Genomic DNA, 24,397 nt, shown 5'->3' on the forward strand with positions numbered 1-24,397 from the left:
ACTTTTATTTTTGAAAAAAATTCGACAAAATTCGTGTTTTTCTCTTGACGATAGTTTGTGAAATATGTAATATTATAAAGGTCGGATTTGTTCATAAATATTTCACACTTTTTGATATGCGGGTGTAGTTTAGTGGTAAAACCACAGCCTTCCAAGCTGTTGTTGTGAGTTCGATTCTCATCACCCGCTCCAATACATATGTAGCCAACGCAGTGTACCGTTTCGCAAAGAACGTTGCGCTGCGTTTTATTTTTTCCTCAAGAATTCCCAAGAATCCGATAGAAAGCTTCTCCGCCATGGATTTGGACAAACATGTTCATTAAGGACTCCGTCAGCTTTTTGGCGTTTTCCATATCTGTTGATGGTCTTAGGTAAATGATTTGCAAAGCATTTTTAGTTGCAGTGGTGACTGCGCTTCTCTCAGAATCGACAAAAGGACTTCCAAACGGTCCGTTTGCATCGGATGTTAAAATAAGCCGCTCGAGGGAATTGATTCTGCCGTTTAATCCTATATATTCCTCGCCCGCTCGTCCGATACGAATTTCCACCGGTTCCTCCAATAAATCCCTATCATAAAGGCCGATCGGTACCTGATATTGCAGTGAGAAAAAATTATATAAATCAACCGCACTCTGACCGGACGCAAAGTAATTTTGCTTTTTTACTCTTCTGAACAATGCTTCAGCCGAATGGCGATACCGGTTCGGATCCTTCCCAGTCTTCTTAAAAACATTCCGCCATTCCTGGATTCCAGGAAGGTCTGTGACATTTTTTTCTTCCAGCTCAAAGAAAATCGATTCCTGAAAAAGCTGAAGCCGCCCCTTAAGCATCTGCGGCGAATCGCCCACTGTTATGTTGCTATATTCGATTACCCCAACTTTAAAATTGGGTATCAGTTCTGTTAACTCTGTTGAAACCTGAATTTCCAACGTTTCCACCTCCAAAATTTCCTTAAAATAGTTTATCATAGATAGATGGCTGATAATAATTAAACAATTTTTTTATAGATCAAAACGTGTGAAGGGAGGTTAAACCTGTGGACGTTCGAAAATTAAAGCAAGAAGTGATAGCTTACAGCAAAGAAATCGGTATCGATAAAATTGGTTTTACAACTGCTGACCCATTCACGGAATTGAAAAACCGATTAATCCGCCAGCAGGAGCTGGGCTATCAATCAGGCTTTGAAGAGCCGGATATTGAGAAACGGACCACTCCAACATTATTAATGGATGGTGCTCAGTCGATTATTTCGATCGCGTTAGCATACCCTTCAAAAATGACAAACCGTGTGGAGAGTAAAAAGGGAGAACGGCGGGGGATTTATGCCCGCGCTTCGTGGGGGCAAGATTATCATCATATTATTAAAGACCGACTTCAGAAGCTTGAGGAGTTTATTTTAATGAAGCTACCGGAAGCGCAGCTGAAATCGATGGTCGATACAGGCGAGCTCTCCGACCGGGCTGTCGCCGTGCGGGCGGGAATTGGCTGGAGCGGAAAAAATTGTGCCATTATTACCCCGGAGTTCGGTTCGTATGTTTATTTAGGCGAAATGATTACGAGTATTCCATTTGAACCGGATTCTCTTGTCGAAGATCAATGCGGTTCCTGCACGAAGTGTTTGGAAGCATGTCCGACGGGAGCATTGATTCAAGGCGGACAGATTAATGCGCAACGTTGTGTTTCTTTTTTAACGCAGACGAAGGGGTTTATTCCAGATGAGTTCCGCGACAAAATCGGCAATCGTATCTACGGCTGCGATTCCTGCCAGACCGCGTGCCCGCATAACAAAGGAAAGAACTTTCATTTTCATGTTGAAATGGAGCCGGACCCAGAGGCGGTTAAACCTTTGTTGAAGCCAATTTTAAAATTAAGCAATCGTGAATTTAAAAATCGCTTTGGCTATCTGGCAGGATCCTGGAGAGGGAAGAAGCCGATTCAGCGGAATGCCATGATTGCGCTGGCCCATTTTAAGGATGAGACGGCAGTTGATGATTTAATTGAAGTTCTTGAAAACGAGGCGAGTTCCGTTGCGAGAGGGACTGCGGCCTGGGCGCTTGGCAAAATTGGCGGAGACGCTGCAGAGGCAGCATTAGTAAAAGCGTTGGATCAGGAAGAGGATATCGAAGTGCGTAATGAGATTGAAAAAGGGTTGAATATCTTAAAATAAAGGCTCTTTTCTAAAAGATTGTTGCTTCCCGAATATAAAAACTGCTCCAAGTAAGAAGGAATAACTTATTGCCTCGCTGTATGCGACCGAACAAATGAACAAATCAGTGGTTCGGTCGCATATAGCCTTTCTATGAGCCCCAACACAAGACATATCAGCGGTTCGGTCGCATATAGCTTTTCTATGAGCCCCAATGCATGAACAAATCAACGGTTCGGTCGCGTATAGCCTATCTATGAGCCCCAATGCATTAACAAATTAGCGGTTCAGTCGCATATATCCTATCTATGAGCCCCAATACATGAACAAATCAGCGGTTCGGTAGCATATATCCTTTCTATGAGCCCCAAATAAAAAGAGCGGGACCAAATACCGGTTTCGCTCTTTTTGATGTTAAATCCCGCTTCCTTTCATATGTATGAAAGTGAAAGGAGTGAGCCAAATGCGTGATGCCCTTCAGCAGCTTTTTGAGTTCAGGGTCCAGCAATTCGTTGCCAATCCGAACCAACGAAATGCCAAAGACTTTTTTTCAAAAGCCGAGCAGAAACGGGAAACTATTTCGAAAAGGTCAGCGGAAATCGTCAAGGTGAAAGCGTCCGGAAAAATCCTTACTACCGCCGATGAAGACGATTTCCAGCAGGTGAAATACCTTGCCCATTATCAATATTTAATTAAACAAAAAGGAAGTCTATATCTAGAGGAAGAGACCGAAGAAAGAATGGCAAAGTTTTATCACGGGGCCTTAATTTTGGATGAAGAAATCCACCCGCCATTATACCAGGAGTACCAACACGAAAACCCGCCCCCATCCGAAGCCGAGCCCCCTGAACCCAATGAAGAACGAATCAGCTACCAATACAACCGACTCCAAGCTGTCCAGTATGCGGAGCGCTGGTGGAACAGCTACAATCCCGCCTATAAAAAATTTGAAAACGACTGTACCAACTTTATCTCGCAATGCCTTCATGCCGGGGAAGCGCCAATGCGGGGCTATCCAAACCGCGGCACAGGCTGGTGGCTGCGAAGCCATAATTGGAGCTACAGCTGGGCAGTGGCCCACTCGCTCAAAATGTATTTCGCGCAATCCAAGCTTGGGTTAAGAGCAAAAGAGGTATCAAGCCCCGACCAATTAACATACGGGGATGTCATTTGCTATGATTTTGAAGGGGACGGCCGGTTTAATCACAATACCATCGTCACCGGAAAGGATGCGGACGGGATGCCGCTTGTGAATGCTCACACGTACAACAGCCGGAAGCGGTACTGGGCATATGAGGATTCCTCCGCCTATACGCCAAATATTAAGTATAAGTTTTATGCCATCATTGACGGCTAAGGTCTAATTCTTGAAAAAGTGGTATAATACCTTTTAGAGTTTTTTTAAGAGGTGAAATTCATGTCAGTGCACGTTGTCCTATACCAGCCAGAAAACCCATCCAACACCGGGAATATTGCACGCAGCTGTGCTGCCACCAATACTAACTTACACTTAATCGGGCCATTAGGTTTTTCTTTAGAAGACAAAATGCTGAAAAGAGCGGGGCTAGACTATTGGGAATTTGTTAACATGGTTTACTACGATTCTTTAGATGAATTTTATGAAAAAAATGCCGGCGGTGAATATTATTATGTAACGAAATTCGGAACGAAGCCGCATACAACCTTTGACTATCGCGACATCACTAAAGATTATTATTTTATTTTTGGCAGTGAAACAACCGGTCTCCCAAAAGAGGTCATTGAAAAAAATAAGGACGCAACCTTAAGGATTCCGATGAATGACAAGGTTCGTTCATTAAATCTGTCCAATACCGCAGCCATTCTCATTTATGAAGCACTGCGCCAGCAAATTTATCCAAACCTTAAATAAAAAAAAAGACTGCCGGAGCAGTCTTTTTTTATTTATTCGAACCTGGTTTGTCGTTGAATCCCGAAGTAAAGATTGCCGACAAAAATGCGATCATGACTAAAATGATTAGAAAAGTACCCATTATGTATATCCCCCTTCTTTAATCAAGTTTTCATTTTATACACATATAATTATTATAGCCTAACTTCTAAAAATGAAAAGGGCAAGTTTATGAAAAAAAAGAAAAAGAAAAGAGTAATACGTCTTGGTTACGCATGTTCGATTGTTAAGGTGCATAGAGTATATTAATCGTCTCTGATCAACTACAGGGGGAGGGCCTTATGGACATTCTAAAAAAAATCGAGAGGTACCGAGAAGAAGAGGAGAAACTTCGCTGGGAAGGAACGTTTGCTGATTATTTGGAATTGTTAAAGGAAAAGCCATGGGTTGCACAGTCTGCGCATTCTCGAGTTTATAATATGATTAAGGATGCAGGAATTGAAGAAGTAAGCGGGACGAAGAAATATAATTTCTTTAGCAATGAGTTATTTGGTTTGGAAGAAGCCCTAGAGCGATTGGTGGAGGAATACTTCCATCCAGCTGCCAAAAGGCTCGATGTTAGGAAACGAATCTTACTGTTAATGGGACCGGTAAGTGGAGGAAAATCTACTCTTGTAACAATGTTAAAAAGAGGATTAGAAAAATACTCCCATAGCGATCGCGGTTCGGTATTTGCCATTAAAGGCTGCCCGATGCATGAGGATCCGCTCCATTTAATTCCTCATCATCTACGGCAGGATTTCTTTGATGAATATGGAATCAGGATTGAAGGAAATCTATCGCCGCTCAATATGATGCGTTTGGAGCAAGAATACGGCGGCCGGATTGAAGATGTTCAGGTAGAAAGAATCTTTTTCTCCGAAGATAAGCGAACCGGGATTGGAACCTTCAGTCCATCTGATCCAAAGTCTCAGGATATTGCCGACTTAACAGGAAGCATCGATTTTTCAACAATCGCTGAATTTGGTTCAGAGTCTGACCCGCGTGCTTACCGTTTTGATGGGGAATTAAATAAGGCTAACCGTGGGATGATGGAATTCCAGGAAATGCTGAAATGTGATGAGAAATTCCTCTGGCATTTATTATCGTTAACACAAGAGGGGAATTTCAAAGCGGGAAGATTTGCGCTCATCAGTGCCGATGAGCTTATTGTCGCCCATACTAACGAAACCGAATACCGCTCCTTCATCTCCAACAAGAAAAACGAGGCCTTGCATTCACGGATTATCGTCATGCCAATTCCGTATAACTTAAAGGCTTCCCAGGAAGAGCGTATTTATGAAAAAATGATCCGCGAAAGTGATGTTTCCGATGTTCATATTGCACCGCATACGTTAAAAGTAGCATCCATGTTTACGATTCTTACCCGATTAAAGGAACCGAAAAAAGGCGATATTGATCTCATTAAGAAAATGCGCCTTTACGACGGCCAAAGTGTCGAAGGCTTTAATTCCGCCGATGTGGATGAACTTAAGAAGGAATATCCGGATGAAGGAATGAGCGGAATTGACCCTCGTTACGTCATCAACCGAATTTCCTCCACCATTATAAGAAAAGAAGTGCCGTCAATAAATGCCTTGGATGTGTTAAGGTCATTAAAGGATGGTCTTGACCAGCATCCATCGATTACCGCTGAACTGCGCGAGCGATATATGAATTATATCTCTTTAGCACGTAAAGAGTATGATAATATTGCGAAGAAGGAAGTTCAAAAAGCATTCGTTTATTCTTATGAAGAGTCTGCGAAAACGCTGATGGATAATTATCTCGATAACGTCGAGGCTTATTGCAACAAAGCCAAGCTGCGCGATCCATTAACCGGGGAAGAAATCAATCCGGATGAAAAGCTGATGCGTTCGATTGAAGAACAAATTGGTATATCGGAAAATGCAAAGAAGGCCTTCCGTGAGGAAATCTTAATTCGTATTTCTGCTTTTGCAAGGAAGGGGAAACGGTTCGATTATAATTCCCATGACCGTCTCCGTGAAGCGATCCAGAAGAAGCTGTTTGCCGACCTGAAGGATGTCGTGAAGATTACCACTTCAACCAAAACGCCGGATGAGCAGCAACTGAAGAAAATTAACGAGGTTGTCGCCCGCTTAATTGATGAGCATGGCTACAATTCAACATCCGCAAATGAACTATTACGGTATGTCGGCAGTTTGTTAAATAGGTAGGGGTAAAAGACTGGTGGATGTTATTCTGCCAGTCTGTTTTTTTCACTTTACTTTGAAAATTGTCCAGCTACAGCGCCTAGGGGCTTCCACTTTTCTTTTCAGCTCGTCCATTTTCATAGGCGAATGAACCAATTGTCAAAATAATTTGTAAATTATTCTCCTTTTCTGCATAGGATAAAGTAATCCATATTTCTCTTCATTTTTCCATTCGCGTTATTGTATGTTTTTTGATAAAAATGTGTGATTAATTGAAAGATTTCATTAAGGAGGGGTTTTCAATGTCAGTCAATAACCATCAATTTGTGATTTCGAAAGAAGATTGGTCCCTCCACCGTAAAGGCCACGATGACCAGCAGCGCCATCAAGAAAAAGTCCAAGAGGCTATTCGCAATAATTTACCAGATCTAATTACAGAAGAGAGTATTATCATGTCTAACGGTCGAGATGTGGTAAAAATTCCGATACGTTCTTTGGACGAATATAAAATTCGATATAATTATGATAAAAACAAACACGTGGGCCAAGGTGACGGTGAGAGTCAAGTAGGGGACGTTGTGGCGCGTGACGGATCAAATAGCGGCCAAAAAGGTCCAGGCAAAGGGCAGGGTGCCGGAGACCAAGCGGGAGAGGACTATTTTGAGGCGGAGGTTTCTCTAATGGAGCTTGAAGAAGCCCTTTTCAAGCAATTGGAGCTGCCAAATTTAAAGAAAAAAGAAGACCAGGAACATCTCGTTGAAAACATTGAATTCAACGATATCCGAAAAACAGGGCTGATGGGCAATATCGATAAAAAGCGGACGATGATGACTGCTTTTAAGAGAAATGCGATGAGCGGGAAACCGGCATTCCATCCTATTTATAAGGAAGATCTGAAATTTAAAACTTGGAATGAAGTGGTGAAGCCGGATTCTAAGGCTGTGGTGCTAGCGATGATGGATACAAGCGGTTCGATGGGAATATGGGAAAAGTATATGGCACGCAGTTTCTTCTTCTGGATGACCCGGTTCTTACGGACAAAATATGAAACAGTTGAAATTGAATTTATTGCCCACCATACCGAGGCGAAGGTGGTATCTGAGGAAGACTTTTTCTCAAAAGGGGAAAGCGGCGGTACAATCTGCTCCTCTGCATACAGGAAAGCTCTTGAGATTATTGAAACGAAATACAATCCACGCAAATATAATATTTATCCATTCCACTTTTCAGACGGAGATAATCTCACATCAGATAACGCGCGCTGCGTAAAGCTGGTGGAGGAATTAATGAAAGTATCCAATATGTTTGGCTATGGAGAAGTTAATCAATACAACCGTCACTCTACTCTAATGTCCGCCTACAAAAACATCAAAGATGAGCATTTCCGCCACTATATCCTCAAGCAGAAAGCAGACGTATTCCACGCGATGAAAAGCTTCTTCCAAAAAGAGGAGAACGAAGTATTTGCATAACAAAAGGCAGGTGCCAGACACCTGCCTTTTTTCGTGCAACAGATTTAGTGGGTTTTGAATTATCTAAACAATTGAAATTCTTCTTTGAATTTTGATGAATTTGTGATAGTGTAATCTTAATTAAAGGATTTCCTGCAACAAATAATATAAATGAAGGATTACCTTCATTTCCCAGTGAGGTGATGGAATGGACTCACAATCATTTCAACAAAGGCTTAAAGAAAAATTCCCTGATTTGTCGACAGGTCAAAAAAAAGTGGCTAACTACCTGATTGAACATCTTAACCAAGCTGCCTTTAAAACGGCCTTTCAAATCGGCCGTCAAGCAGCTGTGAGTGAAACCACAGTGATTCGCCTTTCGTATGCATTGGGCTTTGAAAGCTTTAGTGAGATGCAGGCTGTCATTCAAGAAGAGCTGCTCCGCGAAAATCAAGCTGCCATTGGCGAGCAGACCATTATGCCGATTGGCTCTAGCGACCCTTTTAAGAGAGTCATCTTAAACGAGATTCAGATTTTAAAACAATTGATTAATAGAAGAAATGTCCAGGAGATTTGGAAAGCGGTTGATGCGCTTATAAAGGCAGATCAAGTGTTAATCGCAGGGCATATGCTTTCCCATGCTGCGGCCTATTGGTTTTCCTATATGCTTGGTTCAATTAGAGACCATGTAAACTTATGCTCTCCAACAGGGGATTTTATCGAGAAATTATCTAATCTGACCCAAGATTCTGTTGTTGTCGTATTTTCCTTCTCAAGGTACTCCACTCAAACCATAAAGTTGGCTGAGTATGTGGCAGAAAATGGAATATGCTTAATTACGGTGACAGACCGGATGCTTTCCCCAGTTGGGAGAATTTCCGATATTGTCTTGACCACTGAAGAAAATGTCCAGACGGGAAGCAATTCGATTGCATCGGTCATTAGCTTAGTTGATTTAATTATTGAAGGCATTCATGAAAAAGACCAGGTGCGGATTCGGGCCCATCAGCAAAAATTAGAAGAAATGTATTCAAATTTTAATGTTTTTAGTGAATAATTCAGGAGCAGAAACAGAAATGAGAAATGAGATGTCGATTATGAATCCAATTGATTATATTGAGCAGAACAAAGAATTACTAGTTCAAACCTATCACGATTTACATATAGTGGCGGAGCCGAGCTGGGAAGAGCAAAAAACATCACAATATTTAGTGAACCGCCTGAAAAATGCAGGCCTTCTCGTCAAGACGTTTCCCACCCATTACGGTATTGTCGCCGAGATTCCCGGACAATCGGACGAGATAATCGCTTTAAGAGCTGATCTGGACGCGCTTCTGCAGGAAGTGGATGGTGTGGTAAAGGCCAATCATTCATGCGGACATGATGCTCATAGTACGATGGTTCTTTATTCGGCCTTGGCGTTAGCTGCGAGTGGCATGAAACCGAAGCATACGCTAAGATTTATTTTTCAGCCTGCTGAAGAAAAAGGCGAAGGTGCCCTTCAGATGATGGAGGACGGTGCACTAGAACAGGTTAAATTGTTGTTTGGCGTTCACCTGCGCCCGCAATTTGAGGTTCCTTATTCGCATGCATCACCTGTGATTATCCACGGTTCTGCGGGGACAGTGAAAGGGACGATTAAAGGCAGACAAGCCCATGCGGCACGTCCGCAAGACGGGATCAATGTCATTGAAGCGGCGGCGCTGATTGTCCAGAAGCTTAAGGGGATTAAGATTGAAACAAAGCTGCCTTATTCCATCAAAATGACCCAGCTTTCCACTGATAACGATTCATCTAATGTGATTCCGGAAACGGCGGGCTTTACCATTGATGCCAGAGCCCAGTCCAATGAGGTTATGGATATACTAACACAACGGACTCATGAAATCATGGAGCAAGTAATGGAGGAAACAGGTGCTTTTGTTCAGTGGAAGATGGAAGAGTATGTTCCTGCTGCTATTAAGAATGAACAAGCTATGAAGTTTGCTGAAAACGCTATCAGGGATATTCTCGGGGAACATCAGGTGGTGCCTGTCTGTGTTTCTCAAGGGGGTGAGGACTTCCATTTTTACACAGTGAAAAATCCAGGGCTTCCTGCTACAATGATTGGATTGGGCTGTGGCCTTGCTCCCGGCCTGCATCATCCAAAGATGACTTTTCAATTAGATGCACTGCATTATGGCGCGAAAATCTTAACAAGAACCATAATGCTTGCTTTAGAAGAATACTAAAAAAAGAGGTGTTTTATGCAAAATACTGCTCGTAAAGTAGATGCTGTTGTTCAAACTTCACCCCAAGGAAAAGAACATTTAGAACGTAAGCTCAAAACCAGACATTTAACGATGATCGCCATCGGCGGGACGATTGGTACGGGTCTGTTCCTGGCAAGTGGTGCAACCATACATGATGCTGGCCCTGGCGGTGCGCTTGCAGCTTATATGATTGCTGGAATTATGGTTTATTTCCTAATGACCAGCTTGGCTGAAATGGCAGCTCTAATTCCGATTTCTGGATCGTTTTCGACCTATTCAGCAAGGTTTGTGGACCCCGCTCTTGGCTTTGCGGTCGGCTGGAACTATTGGTACAATAACGCAATCATTCTGGCCTTGGAGTTATCTGCGTCTGCATTAATCATGAAATACTGGTTTCCTAATACACCGGGAATCGTATGGAGTGCAAGTTTTCTAGCTATTATTTTTGCCTTAAATATTTTATCTGTTAAAGGATATGGAGAAGCAGAATTCTGGTTTTCACTAATCAAGGTTGTCACGATTATTGCATTCATCGCCATTGGTTTATTAATGATTTTTGGAATCATGAGCGGTCATACTGGCGGATTTGAAAACTTCACAAAAGGGGAAGCACCATTTAAAGGCGGCCTGTTTGCCATCTTCAGTGTTTTCATGGTAGTCGGATTTGCCTTCCAAGGAACGGAAATGGTCGGTGTTGCTGCGGGTGAAAGTGAAAATCCAGAAAGGGATATGCCGCGTTCCATCAAACAAATCTTTTGGCGGATTCTTTTGTTCTATGTTCTCGCGATTTTTGTTATTGGTGCTTTAATCAGTTACAAAGATCCAAATTTATTAGGCGGCGATTTGGAAAATATTGCAGTCAGTCCGTTTACACTTGTGTTTAAACACGCAGGATTTGCGTTTGCCGCTGCGGCTATGAATGCTGTTATTCTAACTTCAGTTTTATCGGCAGGAAATTCTTCTTTATATGTAGGCTCTCGTGTCCTTTGGACGCTTGCTGAGGAAGGCAAAGCACCAAAATTTTTGAAAAAAGTAAATAAAGGCGGCGTACCGGTTAACGCCATTTATTTAACTACGTTAGTCGGAATGTTATGCTTCCTTACGTCCCTGTTTGGCGACGGAACGGTTTATAATTGGTTATTAAATGCTGCAGGTTTGGCAGGATATCTTTCATGGTTAGCTATTTCCATAACTCACTACCGGTTTAGAAAAGCTTATAAAGCTCAAGGCAGAGATATGAAAGACCTGCCTTATGTTGCCAAATGGTTCCCATTAGGCCCTATTTTGGCTACAGCATTATGTTTAGTTGCGATGCTCGGCACCAACTATGGAGCCTTTATTGGCGACAAGATTGACTGGTATGGAATTGCTGTTTCCTACATTGGACTGCCATTATTTATCATGGGTTATTTAAGTTATAAAATTACGAAGAAATCGAAAATGGTTCCACTTCAAGAGTGTGATTTCAGCCGCGAATAAATTTGCCAGCCAAACAGCCGGAATCCGGCGGTTTGGCTTTTTGAAAAATTATGAAATAATGAAGGATATACATAGCAATGGAGGAGGGGCACTAGGTGAAAATAAAACAAGTAATCCTGCGTCATTTAAAAATGGATCTTCTTTATCCATTTGTAACAAGTTTCGGGGCTGAGTATGATAAGGATTTTATCCTGGTTGAAATCATGAATGAGGATGGGCTTGTTGGCTGGGCTGAGAATGTGGCTATGCCGACTCCTTATTATAATGAAGAAACAGTCAAAACCAACTGGCACATGCTGGAGGATTTTCTGATTCCGATTTTATTAAATAGTGAAATTCACCATCCGGATGAACTTGCTGAGAAATTTGCTCATATTCGCGGTAACTATATGGCGAAGGCATGCCTGGATATGGCTGTTTGGGATTTATACGCAAGAGAGCAAAATGCATCGCTAGCAAGTGTGCTAGGAGGAACGAAAAAAACAATCGATGTGGGCGTGAGTATCGGCATCAAGGATTCCATTGAGGCAACATTGTATGTCATTGAACAACGCCGTGCGGAAGGCTATAAACGCTTTAAGTTAAAAATTAAGCCGGGCTGGGATGTTGAATTAATTGATAAGGTTCGTAAAGTTTTCCCGGAGATCCCGCTCATGGCGGACGCGAATTCCGCTTACACATTAGAGGATATGAATTTACTAAAAGCGCTGGATGACTATAATCTTATGATGATTGAGCAGCCTTTGGCGTACAATGATATTATTGACCATGCTGAATTGCAGGCCAACTTAAAAACGCCAATTTGCCTTGATGAAAGCATCCATTCGCTTGAGGACACAAAGAAGGCCTTGAAATTGGGAAGCTGTAAAATTATTAATGTAAAGGTCGGCCGTGTCGGCGGTTTAACGGAGGCTAAGAAAATCCATGACTACTGCCTGGAGCGGAATGTCCCGCTTTGGTGCGGCGGTATGCTCGAGGCAGGTGTCGGCAGGGCACACAATATCGCCATGACCGCCATGCCTGGATTTACCCTTCCTGGGGATACAGCCGGTTCGTCCCTTTACTGGGCAGAAGATATCATTGAGCCGGAGGTCATTGCTGAAAATGGAACGATCACCGTTCCAACTACACCTGGAATGGGATATGAAGTTAGCATGGATAAAGTTAAAAAATATACCTTATACAGCAAGACATATTGTTAATCAAAAAATCGACAGGATTTTGAGCCTGTCGATTTTTTGTATTTATTCAATTGATAAGATTCCGCTCTTACCTTGTTCTGCTTTCCCAAGCTTCTTCACATTTAATTTAGTTAAATTTGTAAAGATTACTGGTGTTACAACAGATGGTACGGATTTCTTAACAAAATCCAAATCAAACTTCAGAATTTCTTGACCATTTACTACTTGCTGGCCCTCGTGAACAAGTACGTTAAATCCTTCACCTTTTAAATTAACGGTATCCAAACCGATATGGATTAAAATTTCATAACCTTGCTTCGATTTGATGCCAATCGCATGTTTCGTTGGAAACACATTCATGATTTTCCCGTCTACAGGTGAAACAACAACCCCGTTGGCAGGCACAATGCCAAAGCCGTCACCCATCATTTTTTGCGAGAATACCTGATCGGGAACCTCGGATAGCGGGATGATTTCCCCTTCAATTGGCATCACAAAGTCTTTATCAGTCAGCGGCTGGAGACCGTTTGAAACTATAGGTGTGTTATCTCTAACGTTTTTATCGATATTTACCACATTCATATCCATTTTCTTCATGGCATCAGCGACAAATTCAACCTCAGTGCCGACAACAACCTGAAGGTTCGTTTTATTCAATTTCATGATCCCTTTAGCACCATGCACTTTCAAGGCAGAATCGTTAACTTTATCCATATCCTTCACATTTAAGCGGAGGCGGGTTGTACAGTTATCAATCGTTGTAATGTTTTCTCGGCCGCCGATATCATTTATGAAATGGTAGGCCATTGTTTCATATTTGTCGCCGCGAGCAGTTGTGACCCCTGGGGCTTCTGAAATTTCTTCCGAAGTTTCGTCCTCACGTCCTGGTGTTTTAATATCAAGTGCCTTAATTAAGAAATAGAAAATGGCGAAATAAATAACAGCATAAACAAGGCCGACAACTAATAACAAGATAGGTTTTTCAGCGATATTGAAATTTAACAAATAGTCGATTGCACCTGCTGAAAAAGTAAATCCATCCCTAATTCCTAAAAGGGAAGTAATCCACATGGACAACCCTGTTAAGACGGCGTGAATTCCGTAAAGAAGTGGCGCGATAAACATGAAAGAAAATTCTATTGGTTCGGTAATACCAGTTAAGAATGACGTTAACGCCAGGCCGATAAACATTCCGGAGGTTGCTTTTCGTTTTTCCGGTTTAGCCGCAGCAATAATGGCAAATGCTGCTGCCGGAAGTCCAAACATCATAATGGGGAAGAATCCGGTCATGTATCCCCCAGCTGTTGGATCGCCTGCGAAGAAGCGGGCAATATCTCCGGCCTTGCCTTGAAACTCGCCAAACTGGAACCAGAATAAGCTATTTAATACATGGTGCAAACCTAAAGGAATAAGCAGGCGGTTTAAGAATCCGAAAATACCGGAACCAACAGCGCCTAAGCCAATAATCCAGTTGCCCACGCCATTAATTGCATCCTGGATCGGCGGCCAAACAAACCCAGCAATTCCCGCTAATATGACCATTGCTACGGATGTAATAATCGGAACAAAACGTCTGCCGCTAAAGAATCCTAACCACTCAGGAAGCTTCACATCACGGTAGCGATTGTAAAGCAGCCCCGCGATAATCCCTGTGAGAATCCCTCCAAGGACACCCATATTTATGTTTTTATCGATTGCTTTTGTTCCTTCTGTTAAAACTAAATACCCAATGGCACCAGCCAATGCTGCGGCGCCGTTATTATCTTTAGCAAATCCCATTGCGACCCCAATCGCAAATATCAAAGCAAGGTTAGCAAAAATGGCATTCCCCGCATTGGCAATAAAAGGTATATCCAATAAATCCGGCTGCCCAAAACGGAGCAGCAATCCCGCTGCCGGCAATACGGCGATAGGCAGCATGAGTGCTTTACCAATTCGTTGTAAAAAGCCTAACATGATGTTTTCTCTCCTTTTATCAAAAGATATTCTTAGCTGAAAGCGCTTTTCGTGTACAAATATACCACCGGCTGATTATAGATGTCTATACCAATTTAAAAATGTTATTTTTAAAAATTATTCAAATACTTGATAAATCGATGTTTATAAAGGTTGGAAACGTTCTGATGTATTTCTTGAGTAAAAATTGGTATAGACAACTAGAAAAAAGTAATGCTAATATTAAGTGAGAATCTGAAAGGAAGTAATGAAAATGAACCCAATAGATAATCTTATCTTAATTAAAGATATAAAAATCTATACAGAAGATCGTATTATTGAAAAAGGATATATAAAAATTGAAAATAATCACATCATCGAAGTTGGGAGATTAGAGGATCTTTCCAATGAAGAAAACTTTGAAATAATTGAGGTTCCATCCAATTATATTGCGGTACCGGGATTCATTGATGTTCATATCCATGGAGTGAACGGTGCCGATACGATGGATGCAACAAAAGAAGCCTTAGACAACATGGCGTCGACTTTGCCTGGTGAAGGAACAACAAGCTTCTTAGCCACCACCATGACTCAGGCACCAGAACAAATTGAAAGAGCCGTTATCAATGCTGGTGATTATATTTCTAATCAACCGGATAAAGGCCAGGCAGAAATTCTTGGAATCCATTTGGAAGGGCCGTTTGTCAATGCCAGCCGGGCAGGAGCACAGCCTACCCAATACATCATTGATCCAAATCTCTCATTATTAAAAGAGTGGCAAGAACGCTCCAATGGAATGATAAAACTTGTCACCTTAGCTCCCGAGCGGCCAGGCGGATTAGAGATGGTCCGTTATTTAAGGGAAAACGGTATTATTGCTTCCATCGGACATTCGGATGCTAACTTTGAAGAGGTAGGGGAAGCAGTTAAAGCCGGTGCCAATCATATAACACATTTATTCAATCAAATGAGAGGCCTTCATCATCGTGAACCCGGCATAGTGGGTGCTGCCTTTTTACATGAAGAGTTAAAGGCAGAGATGATTGTTGATGGGGTGCATGTTCATCCGGAAATGGTCAAACTTGCCTTTAAACAAAAACAGAGTGAAGGAATTATCTTAATTACTGACTCGATGCGGGCTAAATGCTTGAAAAATGGCCATTATGACCTTGGCGGCCAAGAGGTAACCGTGAAAGATGGCAAAGCTACACTTGCGAATGGCACTCTGGCCGGGAGTATTTTGAAATTGGGACATGCAGTAAAAAATGTTCTATCATTTACAGGCTGTACTCTTGAAGAGGCTGTTCAAATGGCTTCCGTGAATCCGGCAAAACAGCTAAATATATATGACAAGAAAGGCAGCATTGCGGCAGGAAAAGATGCGGACATCGTTATTCTTGATCACAATATGGAAGTCTTCATGACTCTTTGCCGGGGAGCAGTTGCTTTTAAAAAGGAGGCAGAAACAAAATGAAAATTATTGAAGTCAAAGATTATAACGAAATGAGTCTGAAAGCGGCAGAATATATCATCGAAAAAGTTATAAATAATCCTAAAATAAAGCTTGGTCTAGCTACAGGCGGTACTCCTGTTGGAACATACCAAAATTTAATTACCGATCATCGGAAGAACGGAACTTCCTACCAACACGTTACAACGTTTAATCTGGATGAATATATAGGGCTTTCCGGTGACAATAAAAACAGCTATCGTTATTTCATGAATGAGCAATTGTTTAACCATATCAATATCCATGATAGTAAAACCTTTATACCAAGCGGGATTGTTAAAGATATGCAGGCAGAATGTCTATATTATGACGATTTAATCGAAAAACATGGTGGGATTGATTTGCAACTGTTGGGAATTGGCCAAAATGGTCATATCGGCTTTAATGAACCAGGAACCTCATTTCGTTCCAACACGCATGTTGTTCAGTTAGCGCCGTCAACCATTCAAGCTAACGCCAGATTTTTTAACAATATAGAGGAAGTACCAACCAAAGCCATTACTATGGGGATTGCTTCCATATTAAGAAGCAAAGAAATTTTACTATTAGTTTCTGGAGAATCCAAGAATGATGCCATGTTTAAGCTGTTGAATGGGGAATTAACAGAAAGTTTTCCAGCCTCTGCCCTGAAAAAACATCCTTATGTTACAATAATTGCAGATAAAGCGGCTGTTGCGGGTTTAAAGCTGCCTTGTTAAAGGCGGGCATTAGGACATCCGAACGTCCCGAGTAAAGAGAGAAAGGTGTTAATGGCAAAATGATTAATAAGAACTCCCCCATTCCTATTTATTATCAATTGGAAGAGCATATTAAAGAGTTAATTGAAAAAGGGGAACTACTGCCGGGAGATGCCCTTCCTCCAGAACGGGAATACGCTGAAAAGTATAAAATCAGCCGAATGACGGTGAGGCAGGCCTTTACGCAGCTCGTCAATGAAGGCTATTTATATCGCTTGCAAGGAAAGGGAACCTTTGTTGCGGAGCGGAAAATCGAGCAGCCCCTGCAAGGATTAACCAGTTTTACCGAGGATATGAAGACACGAGGAATGATTCCGGGGAGTCAGTTAATTCATTTTGAAATCATTCCGGCATCGATACAAGTTGCCGGTCAGCTTTCCATTTCAGAGTTTGCTCCAGTATATGAAATCAAAAGGATTCGTTTAGCAGATGGTGTTCCCATGGCGTATGAAACGAACTACATTTCAGCCAATCTTATTAAGGGACTTACAGAGCAAATTGTCAATCAATCGTTATATGCCTATATTGAAGGACAGTTACATTTAAAAATCGACAGCGCCTCTCAGATGATCGAGTCTTCGATTGCGAATCAAAATGAAGCAAAATTGCTTAAAATCAGCAAAGGCGCACCTGTCATGCTTATACAGCGAAACACTTACTTAAAGGACGGGACTCCTGTTGAGTTAGTAAAGTCCGTTTATCGGGCAGACCGCTACAAATTCATGATTCAGATGAAGAGATAAAAATGATGGAGATTTTGCTATGTTCAATCAATACTTTGAAAAACTAAAAGAGCTATTGACCACCGTTGAAGGGGTGGAAGAAAAAAGCATAAAAGTCGCAGCAAACGAGATTGCTAAGTGTATTGAAAATGATGGAATTGTGCATGTATTTGGCTGCGGCCACTCTCACATGATTGGGGAGGAGCTTTTTTACCGTGCTGGCGGATTGGTTCCAATCAATCCTATCCTGATCGAAGACCTTATGCTTCATAAAGGAGCGGTACGTTCATCTCAACTGGAACAGCAAAATGATTTTGCCGATTCATTTATGGGGGATATCAGTATAGCGCCAAATGATGTCGTTATGGTTGTTTCTACATCGGGAAGAAATCCGGTCCCAATCGATGTGGCAAAATGGGCCAAGAAACAAAAGGCTTTTGTCATTGCCATTACTTCACTTGCTTATCCAAAAACTGTTTCGTCCCGACATAAAGACGGACAGTATCTATTTCAAGCTGCGGATCTTGTCATCGATAACCACATTCCTTTAGGGGACGCCATGATGGAGCTGCCAAGTATGGAAGTCTCGTTTGGGTCGGGTTCCACTGTTGTGGGCACAGCGATTGCCAATGGAATTATGGTTGAGGCAGTAAATGTGATGGTGGAACATAAGTTTACTCCGCCGATATTTAAAAGCGGCAATGCGGATGGTGCAGCTGAACATAATCGTGAGTTAATCAATAAATATAAAAACAGAATTCCTATGCTGGATAAATAAAGCATTTAATTACTCAAAAAGCTTGCGAGACCGCGGGCTTTTTTTGTGTTTTAAGACGTTAATTTCCATTAATACTTTCCATAAGAAATTTAGAAAATAAGTAAGCAAGCGAAAATTTTTTCAAAAGGGGGTATTACAATTGATAAAAAAATCAGCTAGCTTAGCTTTAACTGCCATGCTTACAATGGGATTGGCCGCTTGTAACAATGACAGAAATGACATTAACGATCGCGACAGGGTGGCTCTTGATACGAACAACCGAAACAATGGCATTTTTGATGTTCGTAATGGCAGAGATGATGGGATTGACCATAATGGTCCACTGACGGAAGATTATACAAATAATGACAACAACGACCCGGATTTCGATGCAAATCTGTTTAATGATAATCGAAAAATAAGACGAAACAATGATGATATGGTTTCGGCTTATTTCACGGCGTTAGACAGCGATCAATATCCACATACGAGGGCTGTCTTAATCAAGGATGCTAAATATCAATTTGTCCGTATTGACCCTAGTCAAGGCAATTGGTTCCAAACTGGAGTAATCGAGCAGGCACAGCCGTTCCTACAGGGACCAAATGTAAACGTGCCGTCGCCAACACCAGCACCGAAGCAGACTCAGCCGGCACCGGCACCAAAGCAGACTCAACCGGCTCCCGCACCAGCACCGGCACCTGCTCCTGCACCGAAGCAGACGACACCGGCGCCGCAGCCTAAGGCACCAGCCAAAAGTACTGCACCGGCTACTGGCACAGTCGGTCAATATGCGCAGCAGGTGATTGATTTAACGAATGCCCAGCGTAGCAAAAATGGGCTTCCAGCCTTAAAGGCGGATACTCAGTTAAGCAGTGTCGCTCAAAAGAAGGCCCTAGATATGCAGCAAAACCACTATTTCTCTCATACAAGCCCAACGTATGGCTCACCATTTGACATGATGAGGGACTTTGGTGTCACTTATAAATCAGCAGGAGAAAATATTGCGCAAGGACAGCGGACCCCACAAGAGGTAGTGAATGCCTGGATGAATAGTGAAGGACACCGCAAAAACATTCTCAGCCCTAACTTTACTCATATTGGTGTAGGGTTTGAAGAAACAGGCAAGCATTGGTCGCAGATGTTTATCGGTAAGTAAGAAAACACCAAAAAACCGACGGCACGAATGTACCGTCGGTTTTCATCATATTTGATTTTTAAAAATGGATGTAAGAGTGGGAAATTTGAATAAAAAGGTTGTCCCTACGCCTTCTTTGCTTTCTACCGAAATGGTTCCACCCATGGCCCGGACAATACTGTAGACAACCATCATACCAAGGCCTGTGCCATTTTTCCCTTTTGTCGAGTAAAACGGCTCTCCAAGCCGTTCGATTTGTTTGTCTGTCATGCCCATGCCTGTATCATTGACACTGATCGTTATATAGGTTTGATTAAATTCAGTTGATACACTCAAATATCCTCCATTGGGCATTGCTTCAATGGCATTTTTTAAAACATTCACAAAGCATTGGCGAAATTTTTGCCGATCTCCTTTAATCATTCCAATAACTGAAAAGTCGGTAATAATCTCGACAGAATTTTGTTTGGCTAAAGGCTGGACAATATTGATGATTTGCTTGAGTTCACTTTTAAGATTAAGCTCCTCGTACGTTTCGATGGAAGGCTTGGCAAAAGTCAAATAATCTTGGATGACTTTTTCTGCAGAATTTAGTTCTTCCTTGACAATGGATAAGTATTCTTTTCTCTTTTGCCTCGGGAGATGGTCATCCTCCAAAAGCTGTACAAATCCGCTTGCCGCCGTCAAAGGATTTCTGATTTCATGTGAAATGGCCGCACCCATTTGTTCCACCGCTTTTAACTTTTCCGCCTTTACTAATTGCTGTCTCATTTCAATATTTTTTTGAATGAATTCAATAGCATAGGAGATAATTCCAATTCCAAGTGCGGGGATTATTAAATAAGCGATCCAAACATCGAGCCAATAAGCATGGGTATCCGATAATACCATGCCTATCACTGTCAAAGCACTCAAAGTCATTCCGAAGCAAATAGATATGAAAATGCGTCTTCCAGGATCTTGCTTCCAAAACCATGGGAAAATCCGCCAAACAACAATGGCATAGGGAATAAAAAGCAAGGTCGTTAAGAATAAGCCAGAATTAATTCCAAAAAAGCTTCTCATAATAATGGCAGCCGCTACCAAAATCGGACCAATACCTATATATAATCCGCCAATGACGAGTGGGATGATTCTTAAATCGAATCTAGCGGAAGAAATAGGATTATAGGAAAATTGGATGCAAATCCACAGCATCACAATAAAAAATACGATATACGAGGACTTAGAAAGGGTAATCTTTTTACTTTTATCGACTAAAATAAAACTGAAAAAGAGAAAGATGATTAAAATGGATAGATTTAAGAAAAGATGTTTTGTTACTTCCATTAACTTCACCATCCAAATGACCTGTTAGGAAAATTTTACAGGTAAATTCAGCAGGTTTCAACAAATTTTCCCTTTTTTTTCTCAAAATTACGACAAATATGTGGAAAAAGTATATCGGAGGGATTCAAATGGTTCATTTACTCTATTATGCTACACCTATCTTAGCCGCTTTTATCGTTTTCGGACCCATCTTTTTATTTAAATCATCAACCATTTCGGAGAATAAATCCAAGTATTATGAGGCATTGACAGAATTGGAAAAGGACCCGGAGAATGAGAACTTAAAATTAAGTGCGATCGAATTGGGACGCAAATTTTACGGTTCTGCAAGAATCACTGGTACCGCAACAACGTTCGATGAAGCCATCATAAATTGTGAAATTCACGCTTGCGAAATGAATGAAGCAGAAGCGTAGTGCTAAAGAAAAATAAAAATAATTGAGAACGGGGCTAAAGTCTGAGATGCCCCGTTCTTCTTTTTTTAGAAATTAGTCCATTTTTTGTCGAATTTTTGAGCTGACCTAAAAAAAGTATAAAAAAATCTAAAATCAGCAGGGTTAACGATAGGAATGAAAACATTTACAATAATTTTAGAAAGCACTTACAAAATCAAGAAGAATTAAAAAAGTCAAAAAAAGAGGGGGATTAGATAGTGAACGCGCTAAAACGATTTTGTCTGTTCATTGATAGTCTTTTTGAAAAAGTGGCGATAGGCTCACTAATCGTCATGATTATCATCGTAACACTGCAGGTTTTTACTCGAAAATTGTTTAATTTCGTACTGTTTTGGTCAGAGGAAGTTACTCTGTTATTGTTATGCTGGTTTTCGTTTATGGGAATTGCCATAGGCGTTCGTGAAAAACTGCATTTAGCCATTGAATCCTTTACCGCAAAACTGCCTCCAGCGGTGATTAAGGTCATCGATAAAGTGGTATCGTTTGCAACGATGGCATTCGGTTATTATTTGCTGAAATATGGCTGGGATTTTACCGTTTTAATGAGTGAATCGACTCTGCCAGCAACAAAATTATCTAATGCTTGGGAATATGCGGTCATGCCGATTACCGGTTTCATGATGATCATTTACGCTTTCTTGCAATTAATTGGTGTTGACACTAGAAGACATAACGTAGAGGGTGGTGGCCACTAACAATGGATCAAACAACAATTGCCATAATCATTCTGCTTTCAAGCTTTGTTATCATGCTGCTGCTGCGTTTTCCGGTGGCGCTGACATTGGCAGGTTCAACTGTTCTCACTATGATTTACTTGAACATGCCGCTCGAGGTAATTGGACAACGGATGATTCAGGGTGTAAACTCATTTGCATTATTAACAATCCCGTTCTTTATTCTGGCTGGCCAGTTAATGAATGAAGGGGGCTTAGCCGCTCGCTTAATTAACTTCGCGATGCTAATAGTTGGCCGGGTCCGCGGCGGTTTGGCAATGGTAAACGTCCTTGCCTGTCTATTGTTCGGAAATATCTCGGGTTCTGCTGCTGCTGACGTATCGTCAATTGGTTCAGTAATGATTCCGATGATGAAGAAAAAAGGATACAGTAAAGAATTTGCAACTGGCTTAACTTCTGCTGCTGCGATTCAGGGTGTAGTTGTTCCGCCAAGCCATAACTTAATTTTGTACTCTCTTGCTTCCGGCGGTGTGTCCATTGCAACCTTATTTATGGCGGGTGTAGTACCAGGAATCCTGCTTTGTGTAACGCTTATGATTGTAAGCCGCATTTTGGCTATCCGCCAAGGCTTCACTCAAACAACTGTCATTGACAAAAAAGATAGACCAAAAGTCATTAAAGATGGAATTATTTCGATCATGCCGATCGTGATCATCCTGGGTGGAATATTCTCGGGCTGGTTTACTGCTTCAGAATCAGGTGCTATCGCTGTTTTATATGCAGTCATTGTAACATTCTTCGTCTTCAAGGAAATTCCGTTCAGCCGGATGTGGCATATCCTGATTCGAACCTTCAGGACGGTTTCCATGGTATTGTTCCTGATTGCAGCATCCAATGCTTTAGGTTATGTACTAGCATTCTTACAAATTCCTAATATGGTAACAGATGGATTGTTAAGTATCTCTGATAATCCGATTATTATCCTATTAATTATCAACGTATTGCTGCTCATCCTCGGATGCGGCATGGACATGGCACCGCTTATCCTGATTATGACACCAATCTTGCTTCCTGTTGTTACGGCAATGGGTATGGATCCGGTTCATTTCGGTATCATTCTAATGTTGAACTTGGGAATTGGACTTCTCACACCTCCGGTTGGAACGGTTCTTTTCATTGGTTCCGCCATCGGCGAGGTCCCAATCATGAGGGCCGCCAAGGCAATGGCACCGTTTGGATTGGTGCTCGTGGCAGCATTGATGCTTTTAACCTATGTTCCAAGCATTTCACTATGGCTGCCACATGTGTTAGGCCATTAAAATCGGTTTCAAAAGTTATCTATATATCTAATTAATTTTAAAATTTAGAAGGGGGATTTATAATGAAGAAGTCTACAAAACGTTTATCAGCAACTCTAAGTACAGTCCTTGGGGCAAGTTTAATCCTTGCTGCATGTGGTGGAACGGCAGATAAAGCAAAAACTGATGGAGATAAAGGCGCAAAATCAGAAGGAAAAACATACTCTTTCCGTTTGGCTGATACACATCCTGATAACTATCCAACTGTATTGGGAGATAAGAAATTTGCTGAGCTTGTGAACAAAAAATCAGATGGCCGCATTAAAATTAGCGTATTCCCGAACGGCTCGCTTGGAGATGAGAAATCTGTCATTGAACAAGTTCAATTGGGAGCGGTTGAATTCACACGTGTAAGTGCCGGACCATTGGCTGAATTCAGTAAGCCTCTAGGTGTATTCAGTCTTCCATATATCTTTGACAGTTCCGAACATGAATGGAAATTTTTAAACAGTGAAAAAGGCCAGGAAATGTTAAAGAGCTTAGAAGCGTCTAAAATGGAAGGTCTTGCCTACTATGATTCAGGTGCACGTAGCTTCTATTCTACTAAGCCGATCAAGAGCGTTGATGATCTAAAAGGCCAAAAAATCCGTGTACAACAAAACCAGATTAATATTGATTTGATTGCAGCACTAGGCGGCAGTGCCACTCCAATGCCTTATGGAGAAGTATTTAGCTCACTGCAAACAGGCGTTATCGATGGAGCTGAAAACAATACACCAAGCTATGTTTCTGCTAACCACTATCAGGTAGCTAAGAATTTAATTCTTGACGGCCACCAGCGTGTACCTGAGATTCTATTAGCCAGCAAAACTGTTTGGGATAAATTAAGTGATGCAGATAAAAAGATTATCCAAGAAGCTGCTACAGAATCTGTGAAAACAGAACGTGCAGAATGGGATAAAATGGAGAAAGATTCACAGAAGAAAATTGAAGAGTCTGGTGTGAAGATTGTTGAGGTAAAAGATGTTAAGCCTTGGCAAAATAAAGTTAAGCCTGTAATCGATAAGTATCGTGCTGACTATAAAGATGTTCTTGATGCCATCGACGCAGCTAGAAAATAATTTTTGAATGTAAGGAAAAAATAACTCGAGAGACTATGCTTAAAATGGATTCATTTTGCATAGTCTTTCTTTTTTCATGTACCCTAGAAATAAGGTGAGTTATGAAGCGTATAAGAAGAAATATGTTGG

21 protein-coding genes and 1 tRNA gene are annotated in these 24,397 nt (G+C 41.5%); 19 read left to right on the plus strand and 3 right to left on the minus strand.

The window, feature by feature from the left end; all coding sequences use genetic code 11:
* Positions 1-118 precede the first annotated feature (118 nt).
* A tRNA-Gly gene (locus ACNQGS_RS05815) sits at positions 119-192 on the plus strand.
* Positions 193-257: 65 nt separating this feature from the next.
* Here ACNQGS_RS05815 and ACNQGS_RS05820 read toward each other — a convergent pair.
* Positions 258-929: a B3/B4 domain-containing protein gene (locus tag ACNQGS_RS05820; RefSeq protein WP_491486507.1), complete on the minus strand. Its 672-nt coding sequence runs from the start codon at positions 927-929 to the stop codon at positions 258-260.
* 107 nt (positions 930-1,036) lie between these two features.
* On the opposite strand from ACNQGS_RS05820, the gene queG reads away from it, so the two are divergent.
* The 9 genes from queG (at position 1,037) to menC (ending at position 12,613) form a co-directional block, all read left to right on the plus strand.
* The gene (queG, locus tag ACNQGS_RS05825; RefSeq protein ID WP_491486508.1) at positions 1,037-2,167 is read left to right on the plus strand and encodes a tRNA epoxyqueuosine(34) reductase QueG; all 1,131 of its coding nucleotides are present in this window, start codon (positions 1,037-1,039) and stop codon (positions 2,165-2,167) included.
* Positions 2,168-2,609: 442 nt separating this feature from the next.
* Positions 2,610-3,503 carry an amidase domain-containing protein gene (locus tag ACNQGS_RS05830; RefSeq protein WP_491486509.1) on the plus strand — a complete coding sequence of 298 codons (894 nt, stop codon included), beginning with the start codon at positions 2,610-2,612 and terminating at the stop codon, positions 3,501-3,503.
* A 60-nt stretch (positions 3,504-3,563) separates the two neighbouring features.
* Positions 3,564-4,037 carry a tRNA (uridine(34)/cytosine(34)/5-carboxymethylaminomethyluridine(34)-2'-O)-methyltransferase TrmL gene (gene trmL / locus ACNQGS_RS05835; RefSeq protein WP_491486510.1) on the plus strand — a complete coding sequence of 158 codons (474 nt, stop codon included), beginning with the start codon at positions 3,564-3,566 and terminating at the stop codon, positions 4,035-4,037.
* Positions 4,038-4,357: 320 nt separating this feature from the next.
* Positions 4,358-6,253 carry a PrkA family serine protein kinase gene (locus ACNQGS_RS05840; RefSeq protein ID WP_423801349.1) on the plus strand — a complete coding sequence of 632 codons (1,896 nt, stop codon included), beginning with the start codon at positions 4,358-4,360 and terminating at the stop codon, positions 6,251-6,253.
* A gap of 278 nt (positions 6,254-6,531) precedes the next feature.
* Positions 6,532-7,701 carry a sporulation protein YhbH gene (yhbH, locus tag ACNQGS_RS05845; RefSeq protein ID WP_213116799.1) on the plus strand — a complete coding sequence of 390 codons (1,170 nt, stop codon included), beginning with the start codon at positions 6,532-6,534 and terminating at the stop codon, positions 7,699-7,701.
* Positions 7,702-7,888: 187 nt separating this feature from the next.
* On the plus strand, positions 7,889-8,737 hold the full coding sequence (locus ACNQGS_RS05850; protein ID WP_491486511.1) for a MurR/RpiR family transcriptional regulator: 849 nt from the start codon (positions 7,889-7,891) through the stop codon (positions 8,735-8,737).
* Positions 8,721-9,911, plus strand: coding sequence for an amidohydrolase (locus ACNQGS_RS05855; RefSeq protein ID WP_491486512.1), 1,191 nt, complete (start codon positions 8,721-8,723; stop codon positions 9,909-9,911). Before ACNQGS_RS05850 ends, ACNQGS_RS05855 begins: the two co-directional genes overlap by 17 nt.
* 15 nt (positions 9,912-9,926) lie before the next feature.
* The gene (locus ACNQGS_RS05860; RefSeq protein ID WP_491486513.1) at positions 9,927-11,411 is read left to right on the plus strand and encodes an amino acid permease; all 1,485 of its coding nucleotides are present in this window, start codon (positions 9,927-9,929) and stop codon (positions 11,409-11,411) included.
* Positions 11,412-11,506: 95 nt separating this feature from the next.
* Complete coding sequence (menC, locus tag ACNQGS_RS05865; protein WP_491486514.1) at positions 11,507-12,613, plus strand: o-succinylbenzoate synthase; 1,107 nt, start codon at positions 11,507-11,509, stop codon at positions 12,611-12,613.
* 42 nt (positions 12,614-12,655) lie between these two features.
* Here menC and nagE read toward each other — a convergent pair whose 3' ends face one another.
* Entirely contained in the window at positions 12,656-14,548 is a 1,893-nt protein-coding gene (gene nagE / locus ACNQGS_RS05870; protein ID WP_491486515.1) for an N-acetylglucosamine-specific PTS transporter subunit IIBC, read from the minus strand.
* Positions 14,549-14,801: 253 nt separating this feature from the next.
* Between nagE and nagA the strand changes: the two genes are divergently transcribed.
* From nagA to ACNQGS_RS05895, 5 genes are all read left to right on the plus strand, one after another.
* Positions 14,802-16,001, plus strand: a complete 1,200-nt coding sequence (gene nagA, locus ACNQGS_RS05875) for an N-acetylglucosamine-6-phosphate deacetylase (RefSeq protein ID WP_491486516.1) — start codon at positions 14,802-14,804, stop codon at positions 15,999-16,001.
* Positions 15,998-16,735, plus strand: a complete 738-nt coding sequence (gene nagB / locus ACNQGS_RS05880) for a glucosamine-6-phosphate deaminase (RefSeq protein WP_491486517.1) — start codon at positions 15,998-16,000, stop codon at positions 16,733-16,735. The genes nagA and nagB overlap by 4 nt, the downstream gene beginning before the upstream one ends.
* Positions 16,736-16,794: 59 nt before the next feature.
* Positions 16,795-17,517: a GntR family transcriptional regulator gene (locus tag ACNQGS_RS05885; RefSeq protein WP_491486518.1), complete on the plus strand. Its 723-nt coding sequence runs from the start codon at positions 16,795-16,797 to the stop codon at positions 17,515-17,517.
* Between the two features lie 19 nt (positions 17,518-17,536).
* Positions 17,537-18,274, plus strand: coding sequence for an SIS domain-containing protein (locus tag ACNQGS_RS05890; protein WP_491486519.1), 738 nt, complete (start codon positions 17,537-17,539; stop codon positions 18,272-18,274).
* Positions 18,275-18,413: 139 nt separating this feature from the next.
* Positions 18,414-19,412 (plus strand): CAP domain-containing protein, encoded by a 999-nt coding sequence (locus ACNQGS_RS05895; protein ID WP_491486520.1) that lies wholly within the window; start codon positions 18,414-18,416, stop codon positions 19,410-19,412.
* 45 nt (positions 19,413-19,457) lie between these two features.
* On the opposite strand, the gene ACNQGS_RS05900 is transcribed toward ACNQGS_RS05895, so the two are convergent.
* Entirely contained in the window at positions 19,458-20,720 is a 1,263-nt protein-coding gene (locus tag ACNQGS_RS05900) for an ATP-binding protein (protein ID WP_491486521.1), read from the minus strand.
* Positions 20,721-20,848: 128 nt separating this feature from the next.
* Here ACNQGS_RS05900 and ACNQGS_RS05905 point away from each other — a divergent pair, with 128 nt between their 5' ends.
* The 4 genes from ACNQGS_RS05905 to ACNQGS_RS05920 all read left to right on the plus strand — a co-directional run bounded on the left by ACNQGS_RS05905 (position 20,849) and on the right by ACNQGS_RS05920 (position 24,268).
* Positions 20,849-21,136 carry a hypothetical protein gene (locus tag ACNQGS_RS05905; RefSeq protein WP_491486522.1) on the plus strand — a complete coding sequence of 96 codons (288 nt, stop codon included), beginning with the start codon at positions 20,849-20,851 and terminating at the stop codon, positions 21,134-21,136.
* 236 nt (positions 21,137-21,372) lie between these two features.
* Positions 21,373-21,870, plus strand: coding sequence for a TRAP transporter small permease (locus ACNQGS_RS05910; protein WP_491486523.1), 498 nt, complete (start codon positions 21,373-21,375; stop codon positions 21,868-21,870).
* A gap of 2 nt (positions 21,871-21,872) precedes the next feature.
* Positions 21,873-23,168 carry a TRAP transporter large permease gene (locus tag ACNQGS_RS05915; protein ID WP_491486524.1) on the plus strand — a complete coding sequence of 432 codons (1,296 nt, stop codon included), beginning with the start codon at positions 21,873-21,875 and terminating at the stop codon, positions 23,166-23,168.
* A gap of 62 nt (positions 23,169-23,230) precedes the next feature.
* On the plus strand, positions 23,231-24,268 hold the full coding sequence (locus ACNQGS_RS05920; protein WP_423801363.1) for a TRAP transporter substrate-binding protein: 1,038 nt from the start codon (positions 23,231-23,233) through the stop codon (positions 24,266-24,268).
* Positions 24,269-24,397: the final 129 nt, after the last annotated feature.

The organism is Neobacillus sp. PVCKKU3 (genome assembly GCF_058323225.1).